21 protein-coding genes and 1 tRNA gene are annotated in these 22,931 nt (G+C 64.2%); 11 read left to right on the top strand and 11 right to left on the bottom strand.

All coding sequences use genetic code 11. The features are described from left to right. Positions 1 to 154 precede the first annotated feature (154 nt). The 4 genes from gyrA to queA are packed head-to-tail and all read left to right on the top strand — an operon-like array spanning position 155 to position 5,467. Entirely contained in the window at positions 155 to 2,935 is a 2,781-nt protein-coding gene (gene gyrA, locus KG722_RS07705; protein WP_213271163.1) for a DNA gyrase subunit A, read from the top strand. Between the two features lie 52 nt (positions 2,936 to 2,987). Next, complete coding sequence (gene coaD / locus KG722_RS07710) at positions 2,988 to 3,485, top strand: pantetheine-phosphate adenylyltransferase (RefSeq protein ID WP_213271164.1); 498 nt, start codon at positions 2,988 to 2,990, stop codon at positions 3,483 to 3,485. Further along, complete coding sequence (locus tag KG722_RS07715) at positions 3,482 to 4,387, top strand: peptidylprolyl isomerase (RefSeq protein WP_213271165.1); 906 nt, start codon at positions 3,482 to 3,484, stop codon at positions 4,385 to 4,387. Before coaD ends, KG722_RS07715 begins: the two co-directional genes overlap by 4 nt. Before the next feature lie 24 nt (positions 4,388 to 4,411). Continuing rightward, a complete protein-coding gene (gene queA / locus KG722_RS07720; RefSeq protein WP_213271166.1) occupies positions 4,412 to 5,467 on the top strand; it encodes a tRNA preQ1(34) S-adenosylmethionine ribosyltransferase-isomerase QueA in 1,056 nt (351 codons plus the stop codon). A gap of 8 nt (positions 5,468 to 5,475) precedes the next feature. Here queA and KG722_RS07725 read toward each other — a convergent pair whose 3' ends face one another. Together KG722_RS07725 and KG722_RS07730 are read right to left on the bottom strand one after the other, a co-directional pair. Beyond that, positions 5,476 to 5,940 carry a GIY-YIG nuclease family protein gene (locus tag KG722_RS07725; protein WP_213271167.1) on the bottom strand — a complete coding sequence of 155 codons (465 nt, stop codon included), beginning with the start codon at positions 5,938 to 5,940 and terminating at the stop codon, positions 5,476 to 5,478. Between the two features lie 48 nt (positions 5,941 to 5,988). Further along, positions 5,989 to 6,612: a ribonuclease HII gene (locus KG722_RS07730; protein WP_213271168.1), complete on the bottom strand. Its 624-nt coding sequence runs from the start codon at positions 6,610 to 6,612 to the stop codon at positions 5,989 to 5,991. Between the two features lie 761 nt (positions 6,613 to 7,373). Here KG722_RS07730 and KG722_RS07735 point away from each other — a divergent pair. After that, entirely contained in the window at positions 7,374 to 8,147 is a 774-nt protein-coding gene (locus KG722_RS07735) for an SDR family oxidoreductase (RefSeq protein ID WP_213271169.1), read from the top strand. 203 nt (positions 8,148 to 8,350) lie between these two features. Here KG722_RS07735 and KG722_RS07740 read toward each other — a convergent pair whose 3' ends face one another. After that, on the bottom strand, positions 8,351 to 9,397 hold the full coding sequence (locus tag KG722_RS07740) for an alpha/beta hydrolase (RefSeq protein WP_213271170.1): 1,047 nt from the start codon (positions 9,395 to 9,397) through the stop codon (positions 8,351 to 8,353). A gap of 180 nt (positions 9,398 to 9,577) precedes the next feature. On the opposite strand from KG722_RS07740, the gene KG722_RS07745 reads away from it, so the two are divergent. Further along, positions 9,578 to 10,366: an enoyl-CoA hydratase/isomerase family protein gene (locus tag KG722_RS07745; RefSeq protein WP_213271171.1), complete on the top strand. Its 789-nt coding sequence runs from the start codon at positions 9,578 to 9,580 to the stop codon at positions 10,364 to 10,366. Between the two features lie 7 nt (positions 10,367 to 10,373). On the opposite strand, the gene KG722_RS07750 is transcribed toward KG722_RS07745, so the two are convergent. After that, positions 10,374 to 10,742 (bottom strand): VOC family protein, encoded by a 369-nt coding sequence (locus KG722_RS07750; RefSeq protein WP_213271172.1) that lies wholly within the window; start codon positions 10,740 to 10,742, stop codon positions 10,374 to 10,376. 125 nt (positions 10,743 to 10,867) lie between these two features. Between KG722_RS07750 and KG722_RS07755 the strand changes: the two genes are divergently transcribed. Together KG722_RS07755 and KG722_RS07760 are read left to right on the top strand one after the other, a co-directional pair. Beyond that, a complete protein-coding gene (locus KG722_RS07755) occupies positions 10,868 to 11,845 on the top strand; it encodes a quinone oxidoreductase (protein WP_213271173.1) in 978 nt (325 codons plus the stop codon). Between the two features lie 273 nt (positions 11,846 to 12,118). Next, the gene (locus tag KG722_RS07760; protein WP_213271174.1) at positions 12,119 to 12,601 is read left to right on the top strand and encodes a TspO/MBR family protein; all 483 of its coding nucleotides are present in this window, start codon (positions 12,119 to 12,121) and stop codon (positions 12,599 to 12,601) included. Here KG722_RS07760 and KG722_RS07765 read toward each other — a convergent pair. After that, on the bottom strand, positions 12,593 to 13,405 hold the full coding sequence (locus KG722_RS07765) for a hypothetical protein (protein ID WP_213271175.1): 813 nt from the start codon (positions 13,403 to 13,405) through the stop codon (positions 12,593 to 12,595). The genes KG722_RS07760 and KG722_RS07765 overlap by 9 nt on opposite strands. After that, entirely contained in the window at positions 13,402 to 13,611 is a 210-nt protein-coding gene (locus tag KG722_RS07770; protein ID WP_213271176.1) for a DUF2093 domain-containing protein, read from the bottom strand. The genes KG722_RS07765 and KG722_RS07770 overlap by 4 nt, the downstream gene beginning before the upstream one ends. A gap of 155 nt (positions 13,612 to 13,766) precedes the next feature. On the opposite strand from KG722_RS07770, the gene recA reads away from it, so the two are divergent. Beyond that, entirely contained in the window at positions 13,767 to 14,864 is a 1,098-nt protein-coding gene (recA, locus tag KG722_RS07775; protein ID WP_366910206.1) for a recombinase RecA, read from the top strand. A 177-nt stretch (positions 14,865 to 15,041) separates the two neighbouring features. After that, complete coding sequence (gene alaS, locus KG722_RS07780; RefSeq protein WP_213271177.1) at positions 15,042 to 17,687, top strand: alanine--tRNA ligase; 2,646 nt, start codon at positions 15,042 to 15,044, stop codon at positions 17,685 to 17,687. Positions 17,688 to 17,950: 263 nt separating this feature from the next. Here alaS and KG722_RS07785 read toward each other — a convergent pair. The 4 genes from KG722_RS07785 to KG722_RS07800 all read right to left on the bottom strand — a co-directional run bounded on the left by KG722_RS07785 (position 17,951) and on the right by KG722_RS07800 (position 20,515). Then, a tRNA-Pro gene (locus tag KG722_RS07785) sits at positions 17,951 to 18,027 on the bottom strand. Between the two features lie 126 nt (positions 18,028 to 18,153). Beyond that, positions 18,154 to 18,519 (bottom strand): hypothetical protein, encoded by a 366-nt coding sequence (locus KG722_RS07790; RefSeq protein ID WP_213271178.1) that lies wholly within the window; start codon positions 18,517 to 18,519, stop codon positions 18,154 to 18,156. A 26-nt stretch (positions 18,520 to 18,545) separates the two neighbouring features. Next, positions 18,546 to 19,376: a universal stress protein gene (locus KG722_RS07795; RefSeq protein WP_213271179.1), complete on the bottom strand. Its 831-nt coding sequence runs from the start codon at positions 19,374 to 19,376 to the stop codon at positions 18,546 to 18,548. A gap of 83 nt (positions 19,377 to 19,459) precedes the next feature. Further along, the gene (locus tag KG722_RS07800) at positions 19,460 to 20,515 is read right to left on the bottom strand and encodes a Glu/Leu/Phe/Val dehydrogenase (RefSeq protein WP_213271180.1); all 1,056 of its coding nucleotides are present in this window, start codon (positions 20,513 to 20,515) and stop codon (positions 19,460 to 19,462) included. Positions 20,516 to 20,655: 140 nt separating this feature from the next. On the opposite strand from KG722_RS07800, the gene KG722_RS07805 reads away from it, so the two are divergent. Continuing rightward, positions 20,656 to 22,110, top strand: a complete 1,455-nt coding sequence (locus KG722_RS07805) for a TrkH family potassium uptake protein (RefSeq protein WP_213271181.1) — start codon at positions 20,656 to 20,658, stop codon at positions 22,108 to 22,110. On the opposite strand, the gene KG722_RS07810 is transcribed toward KG722_RS07805, so the two are convergent. Then, positions 22,107 to 22,928: a sulfite exporter TauE/SafE family protein gene (locus KG722_RS07810; RefSeq protein ID WP_300998396.1), complete on the bottom strand. Its 822-nt coding sequence runs from the start codon at positions 22,926 to 22,928 to the stop codon at positions 22,107 to 22,109. The genes KG722_RS07805 and KG722_RS07810 overlap by 4 nt on opposite strands. Between the last annotated feature and the right edge of the window lie 3 nt (positions 22,929 to 22,931).

The following is a 22,931-nucleotide window of genomic DNA, read 5'->3' on the forward strand; positions in this document are numbered from 1 at the left end:
CAGAAAACTGCCGGAAAGCCCGGAAATCACTGCAAATAAAGGCACCTGGACGGTAGCCCCGGGAAGGCGCGGCTGCTAGTCTGTTATCCAGCAAAAGTGGCGATTCGGACGTCCCCGTCCTGAACACAGACCCAAGACTGCAGAAGGCCTTTCCATGAGCGATCCGACCACCCCTCCGGACGAGCCGGAAACCCCGGAAAATGGCGCGGGCAAGCCCCCGCCGCAGGACGGCATCGAAGGGATTTCGATCGAGTCGGAGCTGAAGTCTTCGTATCTCGACTATGCGATGAGCGTGATCGTCAGCCGCGCCCTGCCGGATGTGCGCGACGGCCTGAAGCCGGTTCACCGCCGCATCCTGTTTGCGATGAACGAAGGTGGCAATACGCCCGACAAGCCCTATTCCAAATCGGCCCGTATCGTCGGGGACGTGATCGGTAAGTATCACCCCCATGGCGACTCGGCGGTCTATGACGCCCTCGTGCGCATGGCCCAGCCCTTCTCGATGGGCGTGCCACTGGTTGATGGTCAGGGCAATTTCGGCTCGATCGACAACGATCCCCCGGCCGCCATGCGTTACACCGAAAGCCGGATGACCAAGGTCACCACCCACCTCCTGGCCGATCTCGACAAGGACACGGTGGACTTCCAGGACAATTATGACGGCAAGGAAAAAGAGCCTGTCGTCCTGCCCGCCCAGTTCCCCAACCTGCTGGTCAATGGCGGCGGCGGTATCGCGGTCGGCATGGCCACCAACATCCCGCCCCACAATCTCGGCGAGATCATTGACGCCACCCTGGCCATGATCGAAGACCCGGCGATCACCGATGAAGCCCTGTGCGAAATCGTTCCGGGGCCGGACTTTCCTACCGGCGCCCTGATCATGGGTCAGTCGGGCAGCCGCAAGGCGCTGATGACCGGCCGGGGCAGCGTCATCATGCGCTCGAAGACCGAGATCGAGGAAGCCAAGAATGGCCGCCAGGCGATCATCGTCAGCGAGATTCCCTATCAGGTGAACAAGGCGGCGATGATCACCAAGATCGCCGAACTCGTCCGTGAAAAGAAGATCGAGGGCATCTCGGACCTGCGCGACGAGTCAGACCGCAACGGCATCCGCGTTGTCATCGAATTGAAGCGCGACGCCAGCGCAGACGTGGTGCTCAATCAGCTTTACCGCTTCAGCCAGCTGCAGAGCTCTTTTGCCGTCAACATGCTCGCCCTCAATGGCGGGCGTCCCGAACTGATGAACCTGCGCAAGGTGCTCGAATGCTTTATCACCTTCCGTGAGGAAGTGATCGTCCGGCGTACCAAGCACGACCTCGGCAAGGCGCGTGACCGCGCCCACGTCCTCGTCGGTCTCGCCCTCGCCGTCGCCAACATCGACGAAGTCATCCGCCTCATCCGCACCTCGCCCGATCCGGCGACGGCGCGCCAGCGCCTGCTCGACAAGGCCTGGCCGCAGCAGGACATGGGCCCGCTGATCGACCTGATCGCAGACCGCCGCACCCGCCGCGGCTCCGAAGAAGGCACGATCTATCTCTCAGACGAGCAGGCCCGCTCAATCCTGAACCTCCCGCTCCACCGACTCACCGGCCTTGGCCGCGATGAAATCGGCAATGAAGCCCGGGGTCTGGCCGACAAGATCGCCGAATATCTCGAAATCCTGCGCTCGCGCCCGCGCATCCTCGGCATCATCAAGGCCGAACTTGCCGAGGTGAAGGAAAAGTTCGCCGTGCCGCGCCGCTCGCAATTTGTCGATGGCGGTGTCGACATGGAAGACGAAGACCTCATCGAGGTCGAAGACATGGTCGTGACAGTGACCCATGGCGGCTATGTCAAGCGCACACCGCTCTCGACCTACCGTACGCAGAACAGGGGCGGCAAGGGCCGCTCGGGCATGTCGATGAAGGATGAGGATTTCATCGTCCGCGTTTTCTCGGCAACGACGCATACGGAAATCCTGTTCTTCTCCTCGGCCGGCATGGTCTACAAGGAGAAGGTGTGGCGCCTTCCGATCGGCGGGCCAACCTCGCGCGGCAAGGCGCTGGTCAACATCTTCCCGCTGGCTGCTGATGAGCGCATCGAAAGCGTCATGCCGCTGCCTGACAGCGAAGAGGCGGCCGAACATCTGGACGTCATGTTCGCCACACGCTCTGGCAATGTCCGCCGCAACCGGCTGGCAGATTTCACGCGCGTCAACCGCGCCGGCAAGATCGCCATGAAGCTCGATGAAGGAGATGGCATCGTCTCGGTCCAGCTCTGTTCGGAGAAGGATGATGTGCTGCTGACCACAGCGCTCGGACAGGCCATCCGGTTTGAAGTGACCGATGTGCGCGTCTTTGCCGGCCGCGATTCCACCGGCGTGCGGGGCATCCGCCTTGCCACGTCGGATGAAGTGATCTCGATGGGCATCCTTCGCCATATGGGCGTCACGTCCGAAGAAGCGCGCGCCTACCTGAAACACGCTGCGGCCATGCGCCGCGCGGTCACTGGCGAGGAAGAGGAAATCTCCGACGACGAGGAAGAAGCCGTCGCCGAGGCCGCCCTCTCGGCCGAGCGGATTGCCGAGCTTGGCGCCGCCGAGGAATTCATCTTCACCGTCGCCGATGACGGCATGGGCAAGCGCTCGTCGGCCTACGACTACCGGGTCACCGGACGCGGCGGAAAGGGCCTTGTCGCCCAGAATATCTGGGGCCGCGACAAGAAAGGCGGGCCGGTCAAGAAGGTCGCCCAGTCCTTCCCGGTCGGCGATGGCGACGAGGTTATGCTGGTCACCGATGGCGGCCAGCTGATCCGCACGCCGGTCGACCAGATCCGCATTGCGGGCCGCTCCACGGGCGGGGTCTGGGTGCTGCGCACGGGGGATGGCGAAAGGGTTGTCTCTGCGGCGCGGCTTGTCGATGACGGCGAAGGCGGTATGGATACTTCTGAGGGTTGATGCTGCGCTGGCGTAACAGGCTCTCAACCTGGTTTTGAGAGGAGGCGCCCCCGTGCATCGTATTGGCCTTTATCCCGGCACTTTTGATCCGCCGACAGCCGGTCACATCGACATTTTCGGCAGGGCGGCAAAGCTCGTCGACACGCTGATCATCGGTGTGGCCATCAATGAGGCCAAAAAACCGCTGTTCAGCCTGGATGAGCGCGTGGCCATGGTCGAGCATGAATGCGCCAACCTCAAAGGACCGGGCATGGCCGAGATCAAGATCCTGCCGATGCGGGGCCTGCTGATGCACTTTGCTGAGAAGTGTAACGCTAACATCATCGTGCGCGGCCTGCGCGCGGTCCAGGACTTTGAATACGAGTTCCAGATGACCGCGATGAACGAGCAACTGAATCCCGACATTGAAACCATCTTCCTTATGGCCGATGTTCGTCACCAGGCGGTGGCTTCGCGGCTGGTCAAGGAAATCGCGAGCCTCGGCGGTGATATCACGCCGTTCGTAACCCCGTCGGTGAAAAAGGCTCTGCTGGAGAAGTACAAACAATGAAGATACGTGGCTTTGCAGCGGCGGTGGCAATGGCGGGGCTGCTCCTGCCGGCGTGCGCCGATACGGTCCAGGATGCCTGGTCGTTTGAAGCGGCTGATGACGCGGCTGCAAATCCCGATGACTGGCGCGCGGTCGAGGCAGACCGACTGTTCATCTTCGACACCACAAAAGGCCGTATTCTGATCGAGGCCTTCCCGGATGTGGCGCCCAATCATTTTGCCCATTTCACGGCCATCGTCCGCTCGGGCGACTATGACGGCACGAGCTTTCACCGCGTCATCGATGATTTCATGGCCCAGGGGGGGGATATCTTCGCCCTCAAGGGCCGCGAGTCCGGCGAGCCGAATGTTGCGGGTGAGTTCACCTTCCGGCGTGATGTCGCACAGATGCCGCTGGAGGCCCCCATCGGGCCGGACGACAGCGCCAAGCATGGCTATTATCACGGTTTCCCGATCCAGACCCAGCCCTCCTTCTTTGCCGAAATGTCGGTGGACGGACTGGTGGAAAGCTCCATTCCCCATTGCGCCAGCGTCGTTTCCACAGCGCGCACCGACGATCCAAACTCTGCCAATGGCCAGTTCTTCCTGATGCGCGGATACTCGCCCCATCTGGACCGCCAGTATACGGCATGGGGCCGTGTCATCGGCGGGCAGGATGTCGTCTTGTCGATCAAGTCCGGCGCGCGCGAGGCCAATGGCTCGGTCACCGACCCCGATATCCTCTCCGCGGCAAGGATCGCCGCAGACCTTCCGGAGGCGGAGCGTCCGAAAGCCTATGTCCTGCGCACCGACACCGATGCCTTCCGCGCAGCGCTGGAAGCCCGGGGCGAACTCAATATATGCGACCTTCCGCCGGTTCCGGCCGTCATCCTCGATCCGGCTGCTGCCAGGGCAGAAGAATAGGGAGGCTATAGCCGGTAAAGGCCTATGGACCTCTCGGTATTCCAGTTCGATCTGCCTGAAGATCTCATCGCCCTGCGGCCCGCCGAGCCGCAGGACAGCGCGCGCCTGCTCGTCGTGCAGGGCGATGGCCGCCTCATTGACGCTACCGTCCGTGACCTGCCGCAATTCCTCAGCCCCGGCGACGTCCTTGTCTTCAACGACACCCGCGTTCTGCCCGCCGCCCTCAAGGGCGTGCGCCCGGCGCGCGACGGGGCGAGCCGCGATGTCGAGGTCGATGTCAACCTCGTCGAGCGCCAGGGCGATTGCCTCTGGCTGGCACTCGCGCGGCCCGGCCGCCGCCTCAAGGATGGCGACGTTATCCATTTCGCCGAGGGTTTTGCCGCCACCATCGTGTCGCGCCGCGAGGGCGGGGAAATCCTCCTCGATTTCAACTGCGACAGCGACGCGATGATCGCCGCGCTTGACGCCCATGGCGCCATGCCGCTGCCGCCCTATATCGCCCGCCGCCGCGCCGCCGATGCCTCAGACCGGGAAACCTACCAGACCCGCTTTGCCGGCGAGGAGGCTGCCAGCGTCGCCGCCCCCACTGCCGGTCTCCATTTCACGCCGCGCCTCCTTGCCGAAGTCGACGCCGCGGGTCTCAAACGCGAGACCGTTCGCCTGCATGTCGGCCTTGGCACGTTCAAGCCGCTGGAAGAGCGCCACCTTTCCGAAAACCGTCTGCATGAGGAGTGGCGCCGCATCACGCCGGACGTCGCCGCCCGGCTGAACGCCGCCCGCGCCTCAGGCGCCCGTCTCGTGCCCGTCGGCACCACCGCCATGCGCACACTGGAAAGCTGCGCGGGTGAAGACGGCCAGATCCACGCCGCCACCGGCCCTACCGACATCTTCCTCAAACCCGGTGACCCCGTCCGCGCCACTGACGCGCTGATGACGAATTTCCACCTGCCTGGCTCCAGCCTCTTCATGCTCGTCAGTGCCCTGATGGGCACTGACGTCATGCGCGCGGCCTACGCCCATGCGATTGCGGAGAGATATCGCTTCTATTCCTATGGGGATGCCTGCCTGCTGCTGCCGTAAAAACCGGCTCAGCCCGCATTGCGCTTGCCAAAGCCCAACAGCCCGGCACCAAACTCTGCCCACCACCGGCGCCAGCGCCAGGCCTTGCGCAGCTTGGCATGGCGCGGCGCGTCCAGTTCGCCGCGTGGAATGAGGACATCATTCATCTTGGGCTGATAGCGCCGGATCAGGTCTTCCTCCACCCGCGCCCGGTCCGTCCCGGTACGCACAAGCAGCACATGCCGCTCGGTCGCCCCGCGCTTCCACCAGGCCTCCCACCAGCGTTCATGCCCATAGAGACGCGACTTCAGATTGGTCGCCTTGCCGATGTAAAGCGGGAACAGGAAAAAGCCGAAACGCCGGCGCACGAAGATGTAGATGCCGCTGCCCTCGGGAATGCCCTTGCGCGTCAGCGTGATCTTGAACCGGTAGGCCTGCCCGGTTTCGCCATACCAAGTGTGCCATCCAAACAGGAACCAGTTGAGTAAAAACATGCGGCCGCGTCCCGTAAATATCCCGTTCGGGAAATTCGGTGGCGCCGGTTAACAGGGTCTTAACAGGGCCTTGACCGGGGCGAAGCTCCGGCGATGAACCGGGCAGGGCCCAAGCTCGGCCAGAGCGGCGGCGTGGGCGGCCGTGCCATATCCCTTGTGCCCGGAAAAACCGTAGCCGGGGTGCAGCTTGCAGAGCGAGGCCATCTGCGCGTCCCGGTGCGTCTTGGCGAGGATCGAGGCGGCCGAAATGGCCGGCTCGGTCAGGTCGCCCTTGATGATCGCGCGCGCGGGCGCGGGCAGGTCACCGGGCAGGGCGTTGCCATCGATCAGGATCAGGCCGGCCCTGGCCAAAACGGCCCTGAATTGTCCGGATTTGTCCGAAACTGTCTGCGATTGGCCGAAAATGGCCCGCCGCATGGCCAGGAATGTCGCCTGCCGGATGTTCAAAGTGTCGATCTCTTCCACGCTCGCCTCGGCCACGCACCAGGCCAGCGCCCGCTCGCGGATCAGCGGCGCCAGCCGCTCGCGTGCCTTTTCCGACAGCTTCTTGGAATCGGTGAGGCCATCAATCGGCCGCGCCGGGTCAAGGATCACCGCCGCCGCCGTTACCGGCCCGGCCCAGGGCCCGCGCCCGGCCTCGTCCACGCCGATGATGAGGGGAAGGTTTCGCATTGGCCCACAAGACAGGAGTCGCCGCGCCCTGCCAAGATCGGGCCTGTTGACGGCCGGCGCACGCGGGAATACCGCAGGATACATGCGGACATCGACCGGCCTTCTCCAGCAACAGACCTGCCAGCAGAAACTGGCGGGCGGCGTCCGCAAGGGGAGAAACCAGCCGGGCTGAGCCTGCTTACCACACCTCCCGAACGACGCGCCCGCCCGGACCCCCGAGGCGGGTTTTTCATGTTCTGAAACAAGAATTTACAGTCAATGTCTTAGGCATCCGATGAAGAGGTCGAGGCGCTCCTGGGCGCCTTCCTCGATCCAACCCTGCCCAAATCGGGCCGGACCCACGCTGCCCATTTTGCCGCCGCCATCGGCCTGATCGCCCGGCATGGAGGGCCGCCCTGCCGGAAAGGCACGCGGCAATCTGCGCCTGTAATGTCGCCACCGGCGGAGAGAATACCGACACGGCCGGCTATCACGAGACGATCACGCCCGCCGCCCTTGCCATTGCCCGCGCGCATCTTGCCGCCCATCCCGGCGCGCCTCTGCATGCCAGCCTCAACAGCCTGCTCGCCGGTCCCTGCGGCGATCCGGGCTGGATCCCCGCCTGCTGGACCAGGGAACATCTCTGCTCCGCCGAGCCCCGGCGCGGCTGGGTCGCGCCAGGCCATCAGCTCCTGCCGGAATGAGGCCCTCGCGCTGAGGAAGGGCTGGTCATCGCCCCGCGCCTCGGCCAGCATAAGGGGACATAGGGAAGGAACATCATCATGGATCTCGGCCTGACGGACAAAGTCGTTTTCATCGCCGGCGCCAGCCGCGGCATCGGCTATGGTATCGCGCGCAGCCTGCTGGAAGAGGGGGCCAGGGTCGCCCTCACGGCGCGCGGCGCCAAGGCGCTGGAGGAAACCCGCGCGGATTTTTCCGCCGAATTTGGCAGCGAAAAGGTCTGGTCCTTCGCGGGCGATCTCACCCAGACATCCGGCATCGAGGCGGCGCTGGCCGCCTGCGAAGAGGAGTTTGGCCAGATCAATGCGGCCGTCGCCAATGTCGGCCTCTCGCCCTCGCCGCTTGGCGTGGAAGTCTCCGATGATGACTGGCAGGCGGGCCTCGATCAGAACCTGAACTCCGCCTTCCGCCTCGCGCGCGGCGCCATCCCGCGTATCACGAAGGCGGGCGGGGGCAGCTTCCTTTTCATCAGTTCGATCGCCGGCCTCGCCTCGCTCGGCACGCCGCTGATCTACGGCGCCACCAAGGCGGCGGTAAATCATCTCTCCACCTCGATTGCCCGCTTCACGGCGGACACCAACGTCCGCGTCAACACAATCGCGCCGGGCAACATCATCTTTGAAGGCAGCACCTGGGAGAAAAACGCCAACGGCCCCCGCGGCGACGCCTGGGCGAAATGGATCAGGCGAGAAGTCCCGATGAAACGCTTCGGAACCCCCCGTGAAATCGGCGACACGGCCGCCTTCCTCCTCTCCGAACGCGCCAGCTTCATCAATGGCGAAGTCATCGCCGTCGATGGCGGCCAGACGCGCTAAACAGGCCGGGGCAGGGCACGGACTTGTCCGGACATGGCCGCTTTCCTGTCAGAGTTGGCACGAGTTGGCGAAAACTGTCCCCTCGGAGGCTCATCCTGAGCAAAGTCGAAGGACGAGCCGGTGCGCAGGCCCTCCCCCACCCGCTGCTCGGGACAGGCCGCAGCCCATCCCGACACGTCTCAAGCAGACTTTCTGTCCCCGGATCACCTTGGATCAGCGCTTTTGCCGGGCAGCCCAGGGGCCGCGCCGGGCAAAGCTGCCGGGGTTTGCACCACGCGGCCTTTCAGTGAGGTCAGCCAGGGAACCAGCGCCGCATTCACCTCTGCCGGGCGCTCCTGCTGGGTCCAGTGGCCACAACCGGGCAGCACCACTGCCGTTTCCAGATTGGGCACGAATTTCTGCATACGGCCGACCGGGTCTTCGATCATGCCAAAGCCGGAAAAGGCAGGGTCCTTGTCCCCGGCAATGAAACAGGCCGGCTGCTCGATCAGCCGGTCCTTGTAGGGCTGAAGGAATTCCCAGTCCCGCGTATGGTTGCGGTAGCGCGACAATGGCCCGAAAAAGCCGGAGCCTTCAAATTCCTTTGTGTAGTAATCAAGATCGGCCTCGCTCATCCAGCTGCCGATGGTTTCAGGCGGGTGCAGCCCGTCGAGCAGCGGAAAGTCCGAAGGCTTGCCCACCGGGAAATCGCCCGGTTTCGCTTCGCCGGAAATGGCGTGGTAAAATCCCTTGAGGAACCGCCTTGGCTCAGCCTCGAAGGCGGCTTCTGCCCGGCCGGGATCGCGGAAATAGGACTGGTAGAAGAACCTGTTCTTGTCGTCCCATACCTGCTTGATGACGAGATCAAACGACACCTGAGGCACCCCGAAATGGGGCACCGACATCGCCGCCACGGCCGCGATGCGGTCAGGATGGATCAGCGCCGTGTTCCAGACCTGCGGCGCTCCCCAGTCATGCCCGATCAGCACGAACGGTGCGTCGGGTGACAGCGCCTTGCCGACGCCCAGAATATCCCCGACCAGCGCTTCCATCCGGAAATCGGCTACGGCAGGGAACTTTGACGAGCCGCCATAACCGCGCACATCCATCGCCGCCGCCGTGAACCCGGCCGCCGCCACCGGCCCGATCTGGTGGCGCCAAGAATACCAGCTCTCGGGAAAGCCATGCACCATCAGCGCCAGCGGGCCGGAGCCTTCAATGGCCACCCGGATCCTGGCTTCGCCTGCGTCAATCACCCGGAATTCCGGCATCGCTGTTCCTCCCGCTTCAACTCCGCGAAGCTGCGTCAGGCCAGCCCATCTGGCAAGCTGGGCCGCCGCGTCAAGCCGCGTCCACCCAGGCACGCTTGACGCCGGGGCGGGGATTGCGCCGGGCCGCTGCCCCAAGCAAGCTTCGGGCAAAACAAGAGCAGTGATCAGGGAGGAATGGATATGACGGCACATCACATCAAACTGACCCGCGAGGAAGACGGCATCGCCATCCTCACCATCGATCGCCCGGACAAGCGCGGCGCGATGACCTATCTGATGCTGCACACTTTCATCGATGCCGTGCGCGAAGCCGGCACGGATGACAGCATCCGCGTGCTGATCATAACCGGATCGGGCGGCAGCTTCTGCGCGGGCACGGACCTGTCCGATCTCTCCACCATTCCCGGCGAAACCCGCAGCGTGCGCGGGGAAGCCCATCAGGATGATATCTGGTGGCCGCTGGTGTCCTGCCCCAAACCGGTGATCGGCGCGATTGATGGTTATGCCGTCGGTATGGGCGCTGAATTCACCAGCCAGTGCGATGTGCGCATCATCACGCCGCGCACGCGTTTTGCGTGGAACTTTGCCCATCGCGGTCTTGTGCCCGATACCGGCGCGGGCAGCTGGCTCCTGCCGCGCATCATCGGGCCGAGCCGGGCGTTGCGCCTTCTCTATTCAGGCGGCTTCCTCGAAGCCGAAGAAGCCCTCTCCATCGGCTATGCCAACGCCATCGCCGAACCCCAAGCCCTGCTCGACGCCGCCCGCGCCGAAGCCCGCCGCTATCTGGCCTCCTCGCCCTTCTCCATCCGCCGGATGAAGGAACTGGTCTGGAAGGGCCTTGAGCGCGATGTGGCCGAGCACATGCAGGCGCATGTCACCGCGCTCTCAGCCTGTTTCAAATCCGCAGATCACAAGGAAGGCGTTGCCTCCTTCCTCGAAAAACGCCCGGCGAAGTTCACCGGCCAGTGAAGCAGCGTCAGCCCATGACGAAAGCATTGAGCTTGTTGCCGTCCGGATCGCGGAAATAGCCGGCATAGAAGGTGTCGCCGCGCGGACCCGGCGCGCCTTCATCCGTGGCGCCTAGGCTGAGGGCAAGACGGTGGAGACGGTCGACCTGCGCCTTGTCCTTCGCCTGAAGGGCGACCATCACGCCGTTGCCTGCGCTCATCGGATTGCCATCCTGAGGATAGCAGACGCCAATCCCGGCCGCGCCATCAGGCGTGCCCCAGGCGATGAATGTGTCCGTGGTGAACATGCGCGGCGTGCCCATTTCACTGGCGATCGCGTCATAGAATTTACCGGCGCGCTCCAGGTCGCGCGTCCCGATGGTCACATAGCCGATCATGATTCCCTCCCTTAACCAGCGCCTCGAACATAACAGGAACAAAATTCCCGGTCCAGCCCTGGCCTCAATAATTTGACGCAGGCCATCAGACCGGCTTCATTGCCGCGCAAACAGGAGACAGACCCATGACCCAGCAAAACGCCTATGCCATCCGTATACAGAAAACAGGCGGGCCCGAGGTCCTGGCAGCAGAACCCATGGAGCCCCGCGCCCCCGGCGCGGGCGAGGCGCGTGTGCGGCAGACGGCGGTGGGCCTCAACTTCATCGACACCTATCACCGCTCGGGCCTCTACCCGCTGAAGCTGCCCGCAACGCTCGGCTCAGAAGCCGCGGGTATTGTCGAAGCGGTTGGCGAGGGCGTCACGCATATCAAGACGGGCGACCGCGTCGCCTATCTCGCTGGCGGCACCTATGCCACGCACTATACCGGTGCGGCCGCATCGATGGTGAAGCTGCCCGATTTCGTCAGCGACGAAGAAGGCGCCGCGCTGATGCTGAAGGGCCTGACAGCCTGGATGCTTCTGTTCGAGATACGCCCTGTGAAGCCTGGCGATGAGGTGCTGATCTGGGCGCCCGTCGGCGGGGTCGGCACGATCCTCACGCCCTGGGCGGCGCATCTGGGCGCGCGGGTAATCGGGGTGACTTCAAGTGAGAAGAAGGCCGCCAAGGCCAAGGCGCTGGGTGCGGCCGACGTCGTTGTCGGCTATGACGGCGTGGCGGAAAAGGTGCGGGCGCTGAATGGCGGCAAGGGTGTCGACATCGCCTTCGACAGTGTCGGCAGGATCTCTGCCGAAGCCTCCCTCGCAAGCCTCAAGCCCCGCGGCTGGTTCATCACCTATGGCAACGCGTCGGGTCCGGTAGACCCGATCCCGCCCGCGCGCCTTGCCCAGGGCGGCAGCCTTATCATGACACGCCCCGGCCTGTTCACCTTCCTCCAGGCGCCCGGCGCGCTGGCGCGCGGCGCGGGCCTTTTGTTCGAGGCGCTGAAAGCAGGCGTATTCAAGGCCGACATTGGCCAGCGCTTTGCCCTTAAGGATGCCGCCGAGGCTCACAAGGCGCTGGAAAGCGGCAAGACGACCGGCGCGACGATCCTGGCGCCGTAGGCGCTTCCTCCATTCGCCGCAATAGGCCCGCAGACTTGCGCCGTAAACGGAGGAGGACGTGTTCTGTGAGGAGACGAGTGGCAGGGCTGTCGGCGCTGGTCCCTGCGGCGGGTCCGGCATTACAGGGGTCAGCAAACGGACGCGTTCGAGAGCCTCATGGAAGGCGCAGGCCAGCCTCTGCGCCTTGACTGAATTGCCAGGACCGGAAGAAGAATTCGCAACATTGTCCGGCTGGCCCTATATGAGGGCTGGAAGAGGAGTTCCGGCGCGCCCATGGATTTTGCTATGCTTGCCAGTCTCGGCGTTTTCCTTGCGCTGAACCTTGCTGCCGCCTCCAGCGGGGCAATCTTCCGGCCGGGAGAGTGGTATGCCCGGCTGGCGAAGCCAGCCTGGACGCCCCCGAACTGGGCGTTCCCGGTCGTCTGGTCGATCCTGTTCCTGATGAATGCCGCATCAGGCTGGCTGGTCTGGCAGACGGCGGGCCCCGCCGCCAGCGGCCCGCTTGGCCTCTATGTGCTGAGCCTTGTTCTCAATGCGAGCTGGTCGGCGGTGTTTTTCGGCCTGCACCGGATGGTGCTTGGCTTTGTCAATGTCAGCCTGATCTGGTTATCGATTGTTGCTGTCGCTCTGGCCTTCTGGCCGATCAGCCCTGTGGCGGCGGCGCTGCAGCTGCCTTATCTTGTCTGGGTGACAATTGCCGCAGCGCTCAATCTGACAGTGGCGCGCATGAACCAGGTGGCAGCAAGGTCAGCCTGACAGGGGCGGCTGAACCAGCTGCCGCTGCGCGTCTATATGGACGTCCGTGCCCGGACGGCGCGAGCCAGCGAGCATGCGCCGGGTGATGCGCTCATAATGCTGGATGAAGCGCGCGGCCCAGGCGCGGCGGCCGTCTGGCATCGCTTGACCGCGCGACAGCCATAGCGCTGCTTCCTGCTCCAGCCGCCAGCCAAGCACGGTGTCAAACCCCGGCGCCAGGATATGGAAGAAGGCATCGGCTTCCTCCCAGAGCGCAGCATACCCGCCCGCCAGCGCGTCTTCCTGATATTGCCGCCACGCGCCGCCTGGGTCTTCGGCTTCCACACTGTTCATCGCTGGAGCGCCTGGCGCGCCGGCGTCCGGCAACGCGCCCATCAGCCAGCCCTCGATCACGATGGCAGCCGGCCGGCCATGGAACCGGCGCCAGGCGCTGGGCGCGTCCCGGTCATCGGCCAGCTTGTCGAACCTGGGGACGGGCGTTTCCGACGCGCCATCTGCGCCGCGAAGCCGCGTGAGCGTGGCCTGCAGCAGGGGGAGATCGTGCGTACCCGGCGGGCCGCGCGTGGCCAGCAGAGGGCTGACCCTGCGGGCAAGGGCTTCGCGGTCGGGCCGGGTCAGATAGAAGTCATCGATGCTGGCGACGGCGACCGGCAAAGACAGTGCGGCGGATGCGCCTTCCAGCGCGGTTGATTTGCCCGAGCCTTGCGCGCCCGATACCAGCAGCAGCGGAATGTGGCCGGCGGGGGCTGCCTCGACCTGCCGGGAAATCCAGTCTCTGAGGCAGCGCGCAACCGCGTTCCTCAACGCGTCGGCGCGAGCTTCTGGGACGCAGCTTCGGCGTCCCAATAGGCTTCCTGAAGATCCACGCTCCAGTAGCGCAGCGCGCCGAGCGGGATTTTCCGGCCGGTTACGGCGCAGGTGACGTAACTTCCGGCAGAGACCTGCTCAAAATCATTGTCACCATAGATTAGGCGGGCCTCGCCGCCGTCGGAGCCGGGTCGTGTAAGCATAAGGACACCCTGCCTCAAAAAGCATGCTATGGAAAGTCTGACTGATCGTAAGTTTCTGCTTTGTTCTCCAGAACAAATGTGGTACATCCGCATTTGAGATGGCATTCGGGGGCCTTGCCAAACCGGCCCTCATGGTAGACCAAAGGAGACGACTCGTGACCAAACCTGCTCTTATTCTCGTGGACAAGGAATCCGGTGTGGACAAGCAAAAGGCCCTCGAAACGGCGCTCGGCAACATTGAGCGGTCCTTTGGCAAGGGGTCCGTCATGCGCCTGGGGGACAAGAAAACCCTGGATATCGAGGCAGTTTCCACCGGATCGCTAGGGCTCGATATCGCGCTCGGCATCGGCGGCCTGCCCAAGGGCCGTATCGTCGAGATTTTCGGGCCGGAGAGCTCGGGCAAGACAACGCTCTCGCTGCATTGCGTCGCCGAAGCCCAGAAAAATGGCGGCGTGTGCGCCTTCATTGATGCTGAACATGCGCTGGACCCGGTCTATGCCTCCAAGCTGGGCGTCGATCTGGACGATCTTCTGGTGTCGCAGCCCGATACGGGCGAGCAGGCGCTCGAGATTGCGGACACACTGGTACGGTCCGGCGCGGTGGACCTTGTGGTCATCGACTCGGTGGCTGCCCTGACCCCGCGGGCCGAGATTGAAGGCGAGATGGGCGACCAGCTGCCAGGCCTCCAGGCGCGCCTGATGAGCCAGGCGCTGCGCAAGCTGACCGGTTCGATTTCCAAGTCTAAGTGCATGGTCATCTTCATCAACCAGATCCGGATGAAGATCGGCGTGATGTTCGGCAACCCGGAAACGACGACCGGCGGTAACGCCTTGAAATTCTACGCATCCGTGCGTCTGGACATCCGCCGGATCGGCCAGATCAAGGATCGTGAGGAAGTCATCGGCAACCAGACGCGCGTCAAGGTTGTGAAGAACAAGGTGGCCCCGCCTTTCCGTCAGGTCGAATTCGACATTATATACGGGGAAGGTATCTCCAAGACGGGTGAGCTCGTGGATCTCGGCGTCAAGGCGAATGTCGTGGAAAAATCCGGTTCCTGGTTCTCCTATAATGGCGAACGGATAGGCCAGGGTCGCGAGAAGGCACGGCAGTTCCTCAAGGATAACCCGGCGGTCGCAAACGAGATCGAGGATGCGGTCCGCCGGAATGCAGGACTTCTGGCGGAGGAACTTCTCTCTGCCGGTATGGCAGCGGGCGATGACGGCGAAGATGACGCCGAGGCCGCCGAGGGCTGACATAAGAGGCTTCCGGTCCCTATCTGATCTCCTGACCGGAAGATTCCCCCCTTTGCGGTACGCCTGAGCTTGGCGGGCCGCAAAGGGGGCTTTATATCGCCGGTGTAATCTTGTGCCGGTTTCTTGTCTGATTCCGGCATATCCATCTGTTGAACCGGCAAGGGCCAGAAACGACACATGAACGGCGTCAATGATATCCGGGAAACATTCCTCGGCTTTTTCGAGAAAAACGGGCATGCCCGGCGCCCGTCCGCGCCGCTGGTGCCACAGAACGATCCCACGCTTCTGTTCGTGAATGCGGGCATGGTCCCCTTCAAGAACATCTTCACCGGCACAGAGAAGCCGTTTTCGCCACGCGCGACCACTTCGCAGAAATGCGTGCGTGCCGGCGGCAAGCACAACGACCTCGACAATGTCGGCTACACGGCGCGCCACCACACCTTCTTTGAAATGCTGGGGAATTTTTCCTTCGGTGACTATTTCAAGGATGATGCGATTGCCCTGGCCTGGGAGCTGGTGACCAAGGAATACGGCCTCGACGCCAAACGCCTCCTGGTCACGGTCTACGCCGATGATGAAGAGGCTGCGTCCCTCTGGAAAAAGGTGGCCGGATTTGACGATTCGAAGATCATCCGCATCGCCACCAGCGACAATTTCTGGTCGATGGGCGACACCGGTCCGTGCGGCCCGTGCTCTGAAATCTTTTTCGACCATGGCGACAAGGTCGCCGGCGGCCCCCCGGGCAGCCCGGACCAGGATGGTGACCGGTTCATAGAGATCTGGAACCTCGTCTTCATGCAGTTCGAACAGCATCAGGATGGCAGCCGCACAAGCCTTCCCAAGCCCTCGATCGATACCGGCATGGGGCTGGAGCGTGTCGCGGCCGTCCTGCAGGGCGTTCACAACAATTACGATATAGATCTTTTCCGTGCCCTGATTGCCGCGGAAGAAGCAGTCTATGGACAGAAGGCGGCCGGCGACAAGACGGCCTCTTTCCGCGTGATTGCGGACCATCTGCGCACGTCGGCCTTCCTGGTGGCAGACGGCGTTCTGCCGTCGAATGAGGGCCGGGGTTATGTTCTGCGCCGCATCATGCGCCGCGCGATGCGTCATGGACACATGCTGGGCGCGCGCGAGCCGCTGATGCACAAGCTGGTTCCAGCCCTGGTCGCCGAGATGGGCAAGGCCTATCCCGAGCTTGGTCGCGCGCAGGTCGCCATCGAGGCTGCCATCGAACAGGAAGAAGCCCGCTTTCAGCGCACGCTGGGCAACGGCCTCAGCCTGCTCGACAAGGCGGTCTCGGAGCTCTCCCCCGGCCAAGCGCTTCCGGGCGACGTTGCCTTCCGCCTGTCCGACACGTTCGGCTTCCCGCTCGACCTGACGCAGGATATCCTGCGGGGGCGCGGGCTGGAAGTGGATGTTGCCGGTTTTGAAACCGCGCTGGACGCGCAGCGCGAGACGAGCCGCGCGGGCGGCTTCTCTTCGGGAGATCAGGCCACGGAAGAAATCTGGTTTTCGGTCCGCGATACCAAAGGCGCGACGAAATTCACAGGCTACAACGCCACCGCCGGAGATGGCAGGCTGGTGGCGATCGCGTCAGGCGGTACCGTGTCGGATGCGCTGGAAGCTGGCCCGGCCGAGCTGGTGTTTGACGCTACGCCCTTCTACGCCGAATCCGGCGGCCAGGCGGGCGATCACGGCGAGATCGTGTTCGAGGGCGGCGCGCGCTTTGTGGTGCGCGATGTTCAGAAACGCGCCGGAGACCTGCATGTCCATATCGGCGAGCTTGTCTCAGGCTCGGTGAAAACCGGCGCCAGGGCGCAGCTGCTCGTGAATGCCGCGCGCCGCAAGGCCGTGATGGCAAACCATTCGGCGACCCATCTGATGCACGCCGCGCTCCGCAAGGTTCTGGGGCCGCATGTCACGCAGAAGGGCTCGCTCGTCGAGGCCGACCGGTTCCGGTTTGACTTCTCGCATGGCGCGCCTGTTACCGGGGCCCAGCTGGAAGCCATCGAGGACGAGGTCAACGCGCAGATCCGCGCCAATATCGAAACCGGGATCAAGGTCTCCACGCCCGAGCAGGCGATTGAGGCCGGGGCTCTTGCCCTGTTCGGCGAGAAGTATGGCGATGAAGTCCGTGTGCTGTCGATGGGCGAGGCCGGTGATGGCGGGCGTGCCTATTCGGTCGAGCTGTGCGGGGGGACGCATGTCTCCCGCTCGGGCGACATCGCGGTCTTCACGATCATTTCGGAAGGTGGCGTCTCTGCCGGCATCCGGCGGATCGAGGCGACAACGGGCGCCGAGGCCCTTTCCTATCTCAAAGGCCGGGCGCAAATCGCCGCCGACATTGCCGAGAGCCTGAAAGTTCCGCTCAAGGATCTTCCCCGCCGTGTGGCAACACTCACCGAGGAGCGCCGCACGCTCGAGCGCGAACTCAGCGATGCCAAGCGCAAGCTCGCCATGGGCGGGGGCAGCGGCGCGCCGGCCGGCCCGGAAGTGATCAATGGCGTCAACCTGATCGCCCGCGTGGCTGACGGCGTGGGCGGCAAGGAGCTGCGCGCGCTGGTGGACGAAGCCAAGTCGAAGATCGGCTCAGGCGTCGTGGTGTTCGTTGGTGTCGATGGCGGCAAGGCAGGCGTCGCGATCGGTGTCACCAAGGACCTCACGGAGACATTCTCCGCTGTCGAGCTGGTGAAGTCTGCGGCCGCCGCCATTGGCGGCCAGGGCGGCGGCGGCCGGCCGGACATGGCACAGGCCGGCGGCCCCGATGGCGACAAGGCCAGCGAGGCGCTGGAAGCCGTGCGCGCCGCGCTCAGGGGCTGAAATCCTGACGATCACCTGGGCATTTGAAAATCGGGGCGGCGGCTTTCGGCCTGCCGCCCCGATCTTTTTGGCAGATGGTTTGCGGACGGCCGTTCAGGTGATAAAAGACAGAGCAGGAAACGAGACAGCCGCCTTTCCTGCGTCCAGTCAAGGCAGTCGGGTTGCCCAAAGGCCAGGGCAGAGATGGCGGGACCTCTTTCGTTAAATCGCTGAGTTCAGGTCTCAGGACCCAAGCCGTGCGCGTCTGGCGCACCGGGGATCGATGGTCGGAGTGAGAGGATTCGAACCTCCGGCCCCTAGCTCCCGAAGCTAGTGCTCTACCAGGCTGAGCTACACTCCGCCGTCCATCGCGGGCGGCCCGCAGCCCGCCCGAAGCCCGCGTGTTTACGCCGGGCCGGGGATTTTTCAAGGGGCAAAAGCGGTTACCTGCCCGCATTCCAGGCGGCTTTCCGGCCCTTGCGCATGCCTAGAGGCTGGCGATGTCGACAACCTTGTAGGTCAGGGGTTTCTGGCCGTGAAAGGCGACAGTCACGTATTCGCCTTCGCGGAACACATGGTCGCCGAGACGGTGAACGCTTTCATCCTCGCCCTCTTCTTCCTCGTCATAGCGGAAGAACCAGTTATTGCCCCGGTGGGTCAGCCACCCGTCGGCCTGCTCGGCCGGGTCGGGATGCAGGCGGTAGACGCGGCAGTCCGCGCGATTGGCGCGCCAGCTGTCCAAGTCAAGCCGTCCTTCAGCCGTCAGCGGCGCGATGATCGTGTAGCCCTGCCCGGGAACGGCGTCGGTGCCGGGGTTGAGGGCAAGTTGCAGGGAAATGCGGTTGAGCGTCATGTCAGGCTCCGGAATTGAAAGATGTGTCAACGGGCGATCGCGAGGGCCGGGGCTTCATCGGCGCTCAGAAGGCGCCTGCTGGTGCCGCCGAAGAGCCGCTCGCCGATTCGGGAGTGGCCGTAAGCGCCCGCCACGATCATGCTGGCGCCACTGCCCCTGGCGAGCGCCAACAGGGCGGCAGAAACCTCCCCCTCGATGGGCGACACGCTGGATCTGATACCTTTGCGCTTCAGCCAGTCTTCCAGCGAGCCGGGTTCGATCCCGGGCCGGGCTCCGTCGCGCTCGGCGTCCTTGCGGTTCTGAGCGATGATCACTTCGCCGGCAGCCTTGAGCAGCGGGGCGTGGAAGCGCAGCGCGCGGGCGGCCCCGTTTGATCCATCCCAGCCGATCACGACCGGGCCGGGAGTGTAGGGCTCCGTGCCCGAAAGGACGACCGGCAGGCGCGCATCCATCATCACATGGTCAAAGGCAATGGACAGCGGCTCGCCGCTGCGGGCGGCGCTGCGCGGGAAGAGGAGCGCGTCGGCGAGGGTGGCGGCGCTTGCGGCGGCGGCCTCGGCATTGGCCACCTGGTGAAGGAAAACGCTGTCCAGGCCGGGGGTGACACCCACGCCCTGCCGGAAAGCAGCTTCGGCCTTTTCGAGCATTTCCTTCTGAAGTTCGATGATGTTCGTGGTTGCCGCGGCGGTCAGGCCGGTGGATTCCGGCGTGGTGACAAGCATGACGGCCGCCTGCGGGTCAGGCAGGGCGCAGAGGCCGGTCAGGCTGGTGCCCAGCATTCGGGCCATTGCCAGCGCAGACCGGGTTGTCTCGGCATCCGTTTCCGGTGTGCCCTGAAGCATTGCGACGACTGACATGGCTCTCTCCTGTGTTTCCACCACGCCCTTGGGCGTGACAGCATCAACGTAGCAACACAGGCTTGGTTCCGGAGTAAGGAGGTCTACTTAGGCGCGGCGGCTTTGGCGCCGGCAATGCGCTGGCGCGCGATGCGGTCTGCCACTGCGTTGGCTGGCTGCCCGGTGGAGAGCGCCTCGTCGAGCACTTCGCCGAGCGTCTCGATCAGGCGGGCGAGTTTGCCGTCCACCCAGTCGCGGGAATAGTTGCCGGAAATCTCGGCCGCCACATTGATGATGCCGCCGCCATTGATGACATAGTCGGGGGCATAGAGAATGCCCTTGCGGCGCAGGAACTCGCCCATTTCCGGGACGATCAGCTGATTGTTGGCGGCCCCGGCCACGCCTTTGACGCGCAGGCGGTCGAGTGTTTTTTCGTTGATCACCGCGCCGAGCGCGCAGGGCGAGAAGATGTCGGCTTCCGCGTCATAGATATCGTCAGGCTGGACGATAGTCGCCCCGGTGCTGGCGGATACATCTTTCAATGCCACCTGGTCGATGTCGGAAATGACAAGTCTGGCGCCATCCCTGGCCAGATACGCGCACACATGGGCGCCGACCGAGCCAACGCCCTGCACCGCCACGGTGCGTTCTGACAGGTCGCCTGTCCCGTAGAGGCGCTTGGCGACTTCACGGATGCCGAGATAGACGCCGCGCGCCGTGATCGGCGAGGGGTCGCCGCTGGCGGCGGCGCCTTCATCGAGGCCGGCCACGTAGCGCGTTTCCCGGCGCACCATCGCCATGTCCGAAGTGTCGATGCCGACGTCTTCGGCGGTATAGTACGATCCGTTCAGGCTATCGACAGCGCGGCCGAAGGCCCTGAACAGGGCTTCTGACTTGTCCTTGCGCGGGTCGCCCCAGATCACCGATTTGCCCCCGCCGAGCGGCAGGGCGGCCATCGCATTCTTGAAGCTCATGCCCTGCGAGAGACGCAGCGCGTCGGTCAGCATCGCGTCGCTGCTGGCATAGTTCCACATGCGGCACCCGCCGGCTGCGGGTCCAAGCGCGGTGGAGTGAACCGCAATGATGCATTTCAACCCGCTTTGGGCGTCGTGGAAGGCATGAACACCCTCATGGGCGTCAAAAGAGGGATGATCAAACATGTTTGGCCGGATTTTTTGGAAACAGAAACGCTTTGCAGCGCTCTAGCCGGGAGCGCGCCGCAAGGTCAACTGCGGGGGCTGTGACAGCGCCGTCTCATATTGACACCTTTTCAGGGATTGGGGCTTAAGGTGCCCGCCGAATGCAGTTGCGCCCGGTCCTTCTCGCTCTCGGCATCATGACCGTCCTCCTTGCCGGGGCGATGGTGCCCTGTGCCTTGCTGGATCTGGCCGATGGCAGCGATGAGGCCCACGTCTTCTGGTTCTCTTCCTTTGCCTCCGGACTGGTTGGCTGCCTGCTCTGGGTTCTGGCCCGGGGCGGCGATACGCGGATCGGCCAGCGGGAGACATTCCTGCTCACAGTCTCGGTCTGGATGCTCGTGCCTGCGGTTGCGGCTGTGCCCTTCCTGGTCTCGGGGATGTCGTTCACCGATTCCATTTTCGAGGCCGTCTCCGGCCTCACGACCACCGGCGCGACGGTGCTGTCGGGCCTCGACACCATGCCGCGCGGATTGCTCTTGTGGCGCGGTGTCCTGCAATGGATCGGCGGCATCGGCATCGTCGTCACGGCCGTCGCCATCCTGCCCCAGCTGCGGGTGGGCGGCATGCAGCTCTTCCAGCTTGAGAGTTCGGACATCACCGGCAAGTTCCTGCCGAGGATCAAGGATATCGCGGCCTATATGGGCCTTACCTACCTGATCATCTCCTCGGCCTGCGCCTTCTCCTACAGCCTGGCGGGCCTGAACTGGTTTGATGCCATCGTGCATGCGATGTCGACGGTCTCGGCCGGGGGCTTTGCCAACTACGACGCGTCATTCGGGCATGAAAACCTTCAACCGGCGATGGCCCCGGCCATCTTCTTCATGGCGGTGGCGGGCCTGCCTTTCTCATTGCTGGCAATGCTGGTTCTGCAGGGACGCATCCGCCCGATGCTGCGCGATCCCCAGCCGCGGCTGTATTTCGGCCTGCTGTTCCTGTTCACGGTCACGATCGTCATCTGGCATGAAGCCGTGGTCGAGCCGCCGATCTTCGATCACATCTTCCACGGGATCACGGAGACCGCCTTCAACATCATCTCGGTGATGACCGGGACGGGCTACGCCTCGACGGCCTATGACACCTGGGGGCAGCCGGCGATCATCATCTTCCTGCTGGCGACCTTCATGGGCGGCTGCGCCGGATCGGCCTCCTGCGGCATGAAGATGTTCCGGCTTGAGATCACGGCCAAGGCCCTCGTCGCCTGGTCCCAGCGCATGGTCCAGCCCCATCGGCGCACGCCCGTTCGCTATGCCGGCAAGCCGGTCGATGAAGAGACGCTGCAGTCGGTCATGGTGTTCATGTTCCTCTATCTCGTCACCTTCATGGTGGCGGCCGCGCTGCTGTCCTTCACCGGTCTTGATCCGCTGAGCGCGATTTCGGCCTCGGCCACGATGGTCTCGAATGTGGGACCGGCTCTTGGCCCGGAGGTCGGTCCCTCGTCGAACTTCGCGTCGGTGACAGATTTTGCCAAATGGGTCTGCACGGTGGCCATGCTGCTGGGGCGGCTGGAGTTTGTCGCCGTGTTCGTGGTGCTGACGGGCCGTTTCTGGCGGGGCTAGAGCCCGGCTGCCTGCCACAGCATGCGCAGCGAGACCACGCCCAGAAGAATGCCGAACAGGCGGCGCAGGCGATCGGCGTCCAGTTTGTGGGCGAGGGCTGCGCCGACGGGGGCCATCAGCACGGTGAACACCGAGATCAGCGCGAAGGCGGGCAGGTTCACAAAGCCGGCCGAAAAGGGCGGCAGGCCGTCCCGCCCCCAGCCCACGATCATGGCCGCGATGGCGCCTGGCAGGCCGATGGCGACGCCCCAGCCCGCTGCGGTCGCTACGGCCCGGTGCATCGGCATGGCGCAGAGGGTCATCAGCGTCACCCCCAGCGTGCCCCCGCCAATCCCCATGATGGAGGAGAGCGCGCCATTGAAGGTGCCGATGCCGGCGCGCTTCAATCCGCCCGGCATCTGCGGGGCAAGTTTCCAGCCCGGCCGGCCGAAATAGAATTGCGCGGCAAAAAGGATCAGCACGGTCCCGAAGATGGCGAGCATGACCTGCTTGGAGACATACCCCGCCAGCAGGATGCCCAGCACCGAGCCAAGGACGATCCAGGGCGACCAGGCGCGGATGATCTGCCAGTCGACTGCGCCGCGCTTGTGGTGGGCCATCACGCTGCGGACGGAGGTGAGGATGATGGTGGCGAGCGATGTGGAGACCGCCACATGCATGGCCGTCTCCCGGTAGCCGAGACTGTCCAGCAGGAAGAACAGCACCGGCACGATGACGACGCCCCCGCCAATGCCGAAGAGGCCGGCGGCGAGCCCTGCAAACAGGCCGGCAACTGCCAGAGCGAGCAGCATGGGCCCGTAGGTGCCGAGGAAATCCATCAC

Origin of the sequence: Hyphomonas sp. (assembly GCF_018402285.1) — a bacterium.
In the GTDB taxonomy this organism is placed as follows: Bacteria; Pseudomonadota; Alphaproteobacteria; order Caulobacterales; family Hyphomonadaceae; genus Hyphomonas.

Excerpts from the sequence above, each read along its gene's own strand:
- KG722_RS07790 (WP_213271178.1), bottom strand. The coding sequence starts at position 18,519 with ATGACGCTCAACCGCATTTCCCTGCAACTTGCCCTCAACCCCGGCACC.
- KG722_RS07770 (WP_213271176.1), bottom strand. The coding sequence starts at position 13,611 with ATGCTTACACGACCCGGCTCCGACGGCGGCGAGGCCCGCCTAATCTAT.
- KG722_RS07795 (WP_213271179.1), bottom strand. The coding sequence starts at position 19,376 with ATGTCAGTCGTCGCAATGCTTCAGGGCACACCGGAAACGGATGCCGAG.
- alaS (WP_213271177.1), top strand. The coding sequence starts at position 15,042 with ATGAACGGCGTCAATGATATCCGGGAAACATTCCTCGGCTTTTTCGAG.
- KG722_RS07735 (WP_213271169.1), top strand. The coding sequence starts at position 7,374 with ATGGATCTCGGCCTGACGGACAAAGTCGTTTTCATCGCCGGCGCCAGC.
- gyrA (WP_213271163.1), top strand. The coding sequence starts at position 155 with ATGAGCGATCCGACCACCCCTCCGGACGAGCCGGAAACCCCGGAAAAT.
- KG722_RS07805 (WP_213271181.1), top strand. The coding sequence starts at position 20,656 with ATGCAGTTGCGCCCGGTCCTTCTCGCTCTCGGCATCATGACCGTCCTC.
- KG722_RS07800 (WP_213271180.1), bottom strand. The coding sequence starts at position 20,515 with ATGTTTGATCATCCCTCTTTTGACGCCCATGAGGGTGTTCATGCCTTC.
- KG722_RS07715 (WP_213271165.1), top strand. The coding sequence starts at position 3,482 with ATGAAGATACGTGGCTTTGCAGCGGCGGTGGCAATGGCGGGGCTGCTC.
- KG722_RS07725 (WP_213271167.1), bottom strand. The coding sequence starts at position 5,940 with ATGTTTTTACTCAACTGGTTCCTGTTTGGATGGCACACTTGGTATGGC.
- queA (WP_213271166.1), top strand. The coding sequence starts at position 4,412 with ATGGACCTCTCGGTATTCCAGTTCGATCTGCCTGAAGATCTCATCGCC.
- KG722_RS07750 (WP_213271172.1), bottom strand. The coding sequence starts at position 10,742 with ATGATCGGCTATGTGACCATCGGGACGCGCGACCTGGAGCGCGCCGGT.
- KG722_RS07745 (WP_213271171.1), top strand. The coding sequence starts at position 9,578 with ATGACGGCACATCACATCAAACTGACCCGCGAGGAAGACGGCATCGCC.
- KG722_RS07740 (WP_213271170.1), bottom strand. The coding sequence starts at position 9,397 with ATGCCGGAATTCCGGGTGATTGACGCAGGCGAAGCCAGGATCCGGGTG.
- KG722_RS07730 (WP_213271168.1), bottom strand. The coding sequence starts at position 6,612 with ATGCGAAACCTTCCCCTCATCATCGGCGTGGACGAGGCCGGGCGCGGG.
- KG722_RS07810 (WP_300998396.1), bottom strand. The coding sequence starts at position 22,928 with ATGGATTTCCTCGGCACCTACGGGCCCATGCTGCTCGCTCTGGCAGTT.
- KG722_RS07760 (WP_213271174.1), top strand. The coding sequence starts at position 12,119 with ATGGATTTTGCTATGCTTGCCAGTCTCGGCGTTTTCCTTGCGCTGAAC.
- KG722_RS07755 (WP_213271173.1), top strand. The coding sequence starts at position 10,868 with ATGACCCAGCAAAACGCCTATGCCATCCGTATACAGAAAACAGGCGGG.